This is a genomic window from Streptomyces sp. NPDC054840, from assembly GCF_053611065.1.
In genome coordinates this window covers 1-7,862 of record NZ_JBSGZP010000333.1, presented here as the reverse complement: position 1 = coordinate 7,862, position 7,862 = coordinate 1, and the positions used below count along the sequence as shown (strand labels likewise).

General features: G+C 71.3%; 9 protein-coding genes. 4 read left to right on the top strand and 5 right to left on the bottom strand.

Translation table 11 applies throughout. From position 1 onward, the window contains the following. Positions 1–233: 233 nt before the first annotated feature. Positions 234–1,475 (bottom strand): D-alanyl-D-alanine carboxypeptidase family protein, encoded by a 1,242-nt coding sequence (locus ACWGIU_RS22585; protein ID WP_453708459.1) that lies wholly within the window; start codon positions 1,473–1,475, stop codon positions 234–236. A 121-nt stretch (positions 1,476–1,596) separates the two neighbouring features. Here ACWGIU_RS22585 and ACWGIU_RS22580 point away from each other — a divergent pair, with 121 nt between their 5' ends. The 3 genes from ACWGIU_RS22580 (at position 1,597) to ACWGIU_RS22570 (ending at position 4,827) form a co-directional block, all read left to right on the top strand. After that, a complete protein-coding gene (locus ACWGIU_RS22580; RefSeq protein ID WP_453708457.1) occupies positions 1,597–1,899 on the top strand; it encodes an SCO4848 family membrane protein in 303 nt (100 codons plus the stop codon). Next, positions 1,896–3,152, top strand: a complete 1,257-nt coding sequence (locus ACWGIU_RS22575) for a metallophosphoesterase (RefSeq protein WP_453708455.1) — start codon at positions 1,896–1,898, stop codon at positions 3,150–3,152. Before ACWGIU_RS22580 ends, ACWGIU_RS22575 begins: the two co-directional genes overlap by 4 nt. A gap of 118 nt (positions 3,153–3,270) precedes the next feature. Next, positions 3,271–4,827, top strand: coding sequence for an ABC transporter substrate-binding protein (locus tag ACWGIU_RS22570; protein ID WP_453708453.1), 1,557 nt, complete (start codon positions 3,271–3,273; stop codon positions 4,825–4,827). A gap of 18 nt (positions 4,828–4,845) precedes the next feature. Here ACWGIU_RS22570 and ACWGIU_RS22565 read toward each other — a convergent pair whose 3' ends face one another. From ACWGIU_RS22565 to ACWGIU_RS22550, 4 genes are all read right to left on the bottom strand, one after another. After that, a complete protein-coding gene (locus ACWGIU_RS22565; RefSeq protein WP_453708451.1) occupies positions 4,846–5,631 on the bottom strand; it encodes a TetR family transcriptional regulator in 786 nt (261 codons plus the stop codon). Positions 5,632–5,642: 11 nt separating this feature from the next. Continuing rightward, positions 5,643–6,071 carry a thiol-disulfide oxidoreductase DCC family protein gene (locus ACWGIU_RS22560; protein WP_453708449.1) on the bottom strand — a complete coding sequence of 143 codons (429 nt, stop codon included), beginning with the start codon at positions 6,069–6,071 and terminating at the stop codon, positions 5,643–5,645. A gap of 3 nt (positions 6,072–6,074) precedes the next feature. Next, the gene (locus tag ACWGIU_RS22555) at positions 6,075–6,479 is read right to left on the bottom strand and encodes a hypothetical protein (protein ID WP_453708448.1); all 405 of its coding nucleotides are present in this window, start codon (positions 6,477–6,479) and stop codon (positions 6,075–6,077) included. A gap of 471 nt (positions 6,480–6,950) precedes the next feature. Continuing rightward, positions 6,951–7,511, bottom strand: a complete 561-nt coding sequence (locus ACWGIU_RS22550; protein ID WP_453708446.1) for a hypothetical protein — start codon at positions 7,509–7,511, stop codon at positions 6,951–6,953. A gap of 128 nt (positions 7,512–7,639) precedes the next feature. Between ACWGIU_RS22550 and ACWGIU_RS22545 the strand changes: the two genes are divergently transcribed. After that, the coding region (locus tag ACWGIU_RS22545) for a hypothetical protein (protein ID WP_453708444.1) at positions 7,640–7,862 on the top strand (223 nt) is incomplete at its 3' end.

Sequence of the window (7,862 nt, the reverse complement as noted above, 5' to 3'; positions counted from 1 at the left end):
GTGGTGCGGGTCCGGGAACCGCGCTAGACCGTCTCTCTCGGATCTTGTCGGCCGAGCCCGCGGCGTCCGGTGTCGTGCCCGGCAAGGCGGAGGGGCGCGCCGGTTTACTGGACGTACTCGGGCGCCCCGACAACGCGGCCGGGTGCGGTGCCGGACGCCGCGGGCCCGGCACGATCCGAAAGAGACGGCCCAGGTGTATCGATCCGCGGCGTGTTGACGCGGCTGCGGCGGCCTCAGATCAGCTCCTCGCCCCGGCCCCGGCGCCCCCGGGGCCAGCGGCGGTTGATCACATAGGCGCCGCCCGCCAGTACGGCCAGCACACCGCCCACGACGGCCAGCGCGGTGCCCGCACCGCCGCCGGCGTCCTTGCCGGCCGCCGACGGGTCGTTCTCGTGGGACTGCGCCGGGGAGCCGTGCGAGGAGGCGTCCGCGCTCTTCGGCGGCACCAGCTCACCCACCGGCCTGACCTTCCCGGCCGCCGCGAAACCCCAGTCGAAGAGCGCGGCGGTCTCCTCGTAGACCGAGTTCGCGCCGCCCGCTCCCGGATTCATCACCGTGACCAGCAGCTTCCTGGCACCCTGCTGCGCGGCTCCGGTGAAGGTGGAGCCCGCCATGGTGGTGTTGCCGTTCTTCACGCCGGCGATGCCCTTGTAGGGGGAGATACCGCCGGCGCCCGTCATCAGCCGGTTGGTGTTCTGGATCTCGAAGTGGTTCCGCGGCTTGCCGGGCTCCTGCAGGCCGGGGAACTTCGCGCTCACCGTGCCGCAATACTCCCTGAAGTCCTGCTTCTGCAGTCCGGAGCGCGCGACGAGCGCCAGGTCGTACGCGCTCGACACCTGCTCCGGGGCGTCGTACCCGTCGGGGGACACCACGTGGGTGTCGAGGGCCTGCAGGTCCTCGGCGTGGGCCTGCATGTCCTTGACGGTCTTCTCGACGCCGCCGTTCATGGCCGAAAGCACATGCACGGCGTCGTTCCCCGACCGCAGGAACACCCCGAGCCACAGGTCGTGGACGGAGTACTCGTGGTCCTCCTTGACGCCGACCAGGCTGCTTCCCGGGCCCACGCCCTCCATGTCCTTGTCGGTGACCTTGTGGACCTGGTCCTTGGGCAGGCTCGGCAGCACCGTGTCCGCGAAGAGCATCTTCATGGTCGAGGCCGGAGGCAGCCGCCAGTGCGCGTTGTGCGCGGCCAGCACCTCGCCGGACTCGGCGTCCGCCACGATCCAGGACCGCCCGGTGAGCTTCGCCGGCAGGGCGGGCGCGCCCGGCAGCAGGTCCACCTGAGTCCCCGGCTGGCCGAGCAGCGATCCGCCGACCGTGGACATCGAGACGGGCGGCGCGGGGGCCGGGGCCTTGGCCGGCCGGGCTTTCGCGTCCGCCGACGGTGTCGGCGCGGCGTGCGCGGGGGCCACCAGCAGGGTGGGGACCAGCAACGCGGCGGAAAGGACCGTCAGCGCGGTCGTCTTGGCAGACACCCAGGTGAAAGTACATCCCGATGAGCTGAAGAGCGCCGCGGACCGGCCGATTCGAGGCAACCGACCCCGGGACAGCCCACCCCGGCGCGTCCGTCCTGGGGACGAATCAGATACTGAAGGCATGAGACTCAGCCGTACCGCTTCCTGGTTCCTGCTCGCCTTCGGGGTGTGGAGCTGGTTCATCTGGGTGTCTTTCGTCCGGAACCTGTGGAAGAACGGCAGCGGTCTTGCCTTCGATGCGGCGGGCGGTCCCACTTCCTACTTCTGGGTGCACCTGACGCTCGCGGTGACGTCCTTCCTTCTGGGGACGGCGGTCGGTGTGCTCGGGTTGCGCAGCGTCCTCGTGCTGCGGCGTGCATCACGTACGGACCGTGCCTCCGGCGTCGACGGTGCGGACCTTCCGGATTCGGACACCTCGGCATGACGGTCCTGGTCTTCGCACTCGTCGCCCTGGCGGTCCTGGCCCTGCTGGTCCTGGTCCACCGCTGGCTCTGGATCCGCCTGGTCCGCGACACCACCGCCCCCGGCGGCCGGACCCGGCGCATCGGCACGGCCTTGGCCATCGCCCTGCCCCTCCTCTCTGTGGCCGCGCTCACCACGGGCCGCGCGGGCGCCCCCTTCTGGCTCCAGCAGACGGTGGCCTGGCCCGGGTACCTCTGGCTCGCGGTACTCCTGTACCTGACCCTGACGATGCTCGTCGCGGAGCCGATCCGCGCGCTGTCGCTCCGCCGTCCGGCCCAGCGTGATTCCGCCGCGCCGGTGGCCGACCGGCCCGAGCCGGTGGAGGTGCCCGCCGCGGCGGCGCGCGCGGCCGTCCCGGTCGCCACCGAGCGGCCCGCCGTGGGCGACGGGCTGAGCCGGCGCCGGTTCGTCGCCCGTACGGTCGGCGGGACGGCCGCCGCCCTGGCCCTCGGCACGGTCGGGGCCGGGACCTACGGGGTCCTGCGCGGGCCGAGCGTGAAGCGGGTGCGGGTCCCCCTCGCCAAGCTGCCGCGCGCGGCGCACGGTTTCCGGATCGCCGTCGTCAGCGACGTCCACCTCGGCCCGGTGCTCGGCCGAGCCCACACCCAGCGCATCGTCGACACGGTCAACCGCACCCAGCCCGACCTCATCGCCATCGTCGGCGACCTCGTCGACGGCAGCGTCCCCGACCTCGGGCACGCTGCGGAGCCACTGCGCCGGCTCGCCGCCCGCCACGGCTCGTTCTTCGTCACCGGCAACCACGAGTACTTCTCCGGCGCCCAGCAGTGGATCGACCACGTTCGCGAGCTGGGGCTGAACCCGTTGGAGAACGCCCGGGAAGAGCTGCCCCACTTCGACCTCGCCGGCGTCAACGACATCCAGGGCGAGCTGGAGGGCAAGGGCCCCGACTTCGGCGCGGCCCTCGGCGACCGGGACCGGACGCGGGCCGCCGTGCTCCTCGCGCACCAGCCCGTCGTCATCCACGACGCCGTCCGCCACGGCGTCGACCTCCAGCTCTCCGGCCACACCCACGGCGGTCAGCTCTGGCCCGGAAACTACCTCGCGGAGCTCGCCAACCCCACCGTCGCCGGTCTGGAACGCTACGGCGACACCCAGCTCTACGTGTCCCGCGGGGCCGGAGCCTGGGGACCGCCGGTCCGGGTGGGGGCGCCGTCCGACATCACCGTCGTCGAACTCGCCTCATTTCAGGCCTGACCCGTCCCGAACGCAGAAGCACCCCAACTCGCCTTCCGGTGGCTGATATTCCGTGATGGGATGACCGTTAATCGGACAGTGCATCGCTGTCACCGGGACAAGGGGTGGGGTTCAGGGGATGCGGTCTGTCCGCTCGAAGACAATCGCGGCCGGGCTGGTCCTCGGCGTGGCCGGCGTGGGTGCCTGGCAGCTGCTGCCCGAGGACGGCAACGGCCGCGGCGCCGTCCGGGTCGGTACCAGTGACGTCGTCTCCTCCCTCGACCCCGCCGGGGCGTACGACGCCGGCTCCTGGGCCCTGTTCAGCAACATCTACCAGTCGCTGCTGACCATCAGGCCCGGCTCCGACGCCCCCGTGCCGGACGCCGCCGCCTCCTGCGGTTTCATGGGCCAGAAACTCACGACCTACCGGTGCGAGCTCCGCCCCGACGTGACGTTCGCGGGTGGCCGCGCCGTCACCGCCGAGGACGTCAAGTACTCCTTCGACCGCATCAAGGCGATCAACTCCGACCAGGGTCCGGCCTCGCTCTTCAACACCCTGGAGTCGGTCGAGGCCGAGGGGCGCACGGTCACCTTCCACCTGTCCGCAGGCGACGCCACCTTCCCCTTCAAGATCGCGACGGGCGCCGCCGCGATCGTCGACAAGGACAAGTACCCCCCGAAGTCCCTGCGCGAGGACGGCAGGGCGGACGGCTCCGGACCGTACGAGCTGGGCGAGTACAAGGCCGGTACGAGCGCCGAGCTCAAGCCCAACAGCTCGTACAAGGGCCAGGGCAAGGCCGCCCTCACGCCCGTCACCGTCAAGTACTTCAAGGACTCCGAGCAGCTCGACCAGGCCTGGAACGCCCACCGGATCGACGTCGCCCACCGGGACATGCCGCCCGCCGTGCTGGCCGGCCTCAACCCGGGCCTGAAGGACACCCGCTACCAGGCCTCCGGCGGCAGCGAGACCCGCTCCGTCGTCTTCAACGTCCGCCCCGGCTCCACCGCGGCCCCGCTCGCCGTCCGCCAGGCCGTCGCCGCCGTCCTCGACCGCCCCAAGCTGGCCGCCGAAATCCACAAGGGGACCGTCACCCCCCTGTACTCGCTGGTCCCGGCGGGCATCGCCGGCCACAGCACGCCGTTCTTCGACGCCTACCCGACCCCGAACGTGGCCACCGCCAAGAAGCTCTTCAAGGACGCCGGGATCACCTCTGCCGTCCACCTCGGCCTCGGCGTGAACGTACGCGGCGCGAACATGCCCGAGGCGGAGGAGCTCAAGCGACAGCTGGAGTCCACCGGCCTCTTCCAGGTGACGATCAAGCCGGTCGAGAAGTGGAGCGACTTCCAGAAGGGGTACGCGGCGGGCGAGTTCGACGCCTACACCATCGGCTGGATCGCGGACTTCCCGGACGCGGACAACTTCCTCGCCCCGCTCGTCGGCGCCGACTCGTCCATGAACAACGGCTTCTCCGACAAGCACGTGGACGAGCTGATCACCCGCACCCAGTCCCATGCGGAGCGGAGCGAGGCGGCCGCCGAGTTCCGCGACCTCCAGAGGCTGGTCGCCCAGCAGGCCCCGATGGTGCCGGTCTGGCAGAAGAAGGACTACGTGATGTCCCGCGAGGACGTCACCGGAGCCCAGTACCTGTCCGACGGCACCGGCGTCTGGCGCCTGTGGGAACTCGACTGGCTGTAGCCGTCGCGTTCCCGGCCGCTACGCGCGGTCCGTCCCCGCCACCGGGTCCGTCCCCGGGTCCGTCCCCGTCACCGCGTCCGGGTACGGGTCCGATGCCCTGCGCCCCCGGGTCCCCGCCGTGGCCGTCTGGGCCATACCCGGGAGGAAGTCCGCGAACAGCTCGTGCACTTCCCGTACCAGCGGCCGCAGCACCCGGAAGCGGGCCAGGACGATGCCCCGCGTGGTCAGTTGCGCGCCGCGCTCGGCGAGCCGCCGCGTCTTCTCGCTGTTCGGGGAGCGGTCGAAGACCCAGTACAGGACCAGGCCCATCTGCGAGAGCCACATCAGCTCCGGCAGTACGTCGGCCAGTTCGGCCGGGACCTTCGTCTTCGCGCCTGCCAGCACCTCGCGGTGGATGTCGATCGCGGCCTTGCGCGCCGCTTCCGATTCCGGCGAGAACGGGCTGAGCGGACTCTCCGGGTCCGCCGCGTTCTTGAAGAACTGCGAGGCGAACTCGTGGTACGGGGCGCCGATGTCCAGCCAGCTCGTCAGTACGCCCGCGAGCCGCTTCTGCAGATCGGTCTCGTTGTCCAGAATCGGCCGGACCGCGGCCTGGTGGGCGGCGCCGATCCGATCGTAGAACCCCTGGACCAGGTGTTCCTTCGACTCGAAGTAGTAGTAGGCGTTGCCGACCGAGACGCCGGCCTCCTTCGCGATACCCCGCATCGTCGTCTTGTCGAAGCCGCGCTCCTGGAAGAGGCGGAGCGCGGTTTCGAGGATGAGCGTGCGGGTCTGCTCGCTCTTGGGAGCCTTCTGATCAGTCACGGTGTATGAGCCTATCGGGGGACGGGACACTGTTCTTCACAGGCCGGTCCCTCGGCGCCCTCGGGGTGATCCTCGGTCCGCACGGCCTGCCGCCAGGCGGAGGCGGTGTGCATGGCCGCCCGGGCGAAGGGCCGGCCGGCCGGGGTGGCCAGCCAGTTCGCCTTCGGCCGGTGCTCGGCCAGCGCCCACAGACACACGATGAAGGCGTCGGTCCCGGTCCACACCTGCCCCGAGTCCCCGATGACGGTGATCTCCCGGAGCGTCGAGCGGTGATCGAGCCGGGGGAACCGCCGGTGGGCCTCCCAGGACGCGGCGGGGACCAGGGCGAGCGGGACCAGCCACTTCTGCGCGAGCAGCCAGTGCCGGATGTGCACGCAGAGCGGGCAGCCGGCGTCGTAGAGGACGGTCAGACGCCGCACGGGCGCGGTGGCGGTCGTCACGGCTCAGGTCCCGACCGGTGCGGTCCACGCCTGCGGGGGGACGGGCGGGGTCTGCTGGCGCTCCATGATGCCGCGGCGGCGCATCCTGTTCAGCACCCACACGTTGCCCAGGTGCATGACGCCGAGGACCAGCAGGACGACGCCGAGCTTGACCGAGAGCGCCTCGAAGAGGGCGCGGGGGGTGAGGATCTCCTCGCTCGACCGGAGGTAGAGGGTCACGAAGCCGATGTTCACCAGGTAGAAGCCGACCACCAGGAGCTGGTTGACGGCGTCCGCGAGCTTCTCGTTCCCGTGCAGGACGTCACCGATGAAGACGCGGCCGTTACGGCTGAGCGTGCGGGCGACCCAGACGGTGAGGGCGATGCTGATGAGCAGGTAGATGACGTACGTGACGACGGTGAGATCCATTGTCCCCAGCCCCTTTGAACGTGTTCAACTGCTGACAGGGATGACTGTAGGCCTCTTTTTGAACAAGTTCAAGCGATGTTCGGCGGGTGCCGCGGAATCGGTTCGCGATCAAGGAGGGGATCGTGGGCACCGCGGTGGTGAGCCGACGGCCAAGGGGGTGGCGCCCCGGCCCTGCCGCCGCCCATGTCCGGCCGTTGCCGAGCAGGAGGGGGTGCCGCCGACGCGGGAGAGCGGGCCGTACCGGCGGTCGCCGCGCGGAGACCGGCTACCGGGGGCCGGCGCCGGGCCCGGCCCGTCTCCGGCCCGCGCTGTCGGCCGGCCGGACCCCGGGCCCGGTGTTCGTCGCAGACCGGCGGCCCGGACCGGGCCGGAAGACCGCACCGGCCGGCCTCTGCCCGGAGACGGGCCGGCGCCGGTGGCCGTCGGCTGCGCGCCGGGCCGGCTCAGGGCCCGCCCGGGCGCGCACGTGCCTCAGATGCTGAGCGACCGCGCGTGGTTGAGCTGTGACATCACCCACTGGTAGGTGTACGCGTCCACCGCCGGGATCATCGTGGAGTGGTGGCGGCCGCCGCTGGCGACCGTGACCTGGATGTAGCCGGTGGTGGTCTTCTGCTTCATCAGCAGGAAGAGCAGGCCGAGCAGGCAGAAGAGGAAGAAGATGATCGCCAGCACGATCGCGTGCGGCGGGATCTTCTCCTCGGTGCGCGAGAAGTCGGTCGCGTTCCACATCGCGCCCCTGAGCGGCATGTTGCCCGACGGGGTGATGATCTGGTCCCCGGCGATGGTGATGTCACCGAGGGACAGACCGGCTCCGCCGACCGGGGCAGGGGCGTTGTAGGCGGGGGCCGGGATGCCGGCGCCGCCGATGGTCGGCTGGTAGGCCGGGGGCGCCGGGTAGGGCTGCGGGTAGCCGTAACTGGCCTCGCCGGGACCCCACCTGTAGTCGCCCTCGCCGGGGGTGGCGGGCGTGCCGGGCTGACCGCCCTGGCCGACGGGGTCGCTCGTGTACGGATTCGGCTGCTGCTCGCTCATGCAGCCGATCCTTCCACAGGGACTTCCGCCCTGTACCCCCGGTCCCGCAACCAGGTGAGAGCGCCGCGTCGACCGGCAACCGTCAGGTGCTGCCCCGTCAACTCGCTGTGCCCGCCTGCCGGAAGGAGTTGGCAGCCGACCGTGCGCCGCCCGCCCTCGCGATCTCGCCGCGCGGCAGCCCGCCCGCCCTGAAGCGGTCCACGGCGTCCTCGGAGAGCGTCGGCATGACGAACAACTGCCTTTGCCGGGCGGGCTCCAGCGGTCGGGCCGCGCAGCAGCTCGGTCATGACGCGTTCCAGGCCCGGGCGTTGGAGTGCATGCCGCCCTCCGCCCGGGCCCACGGCTCGGTGC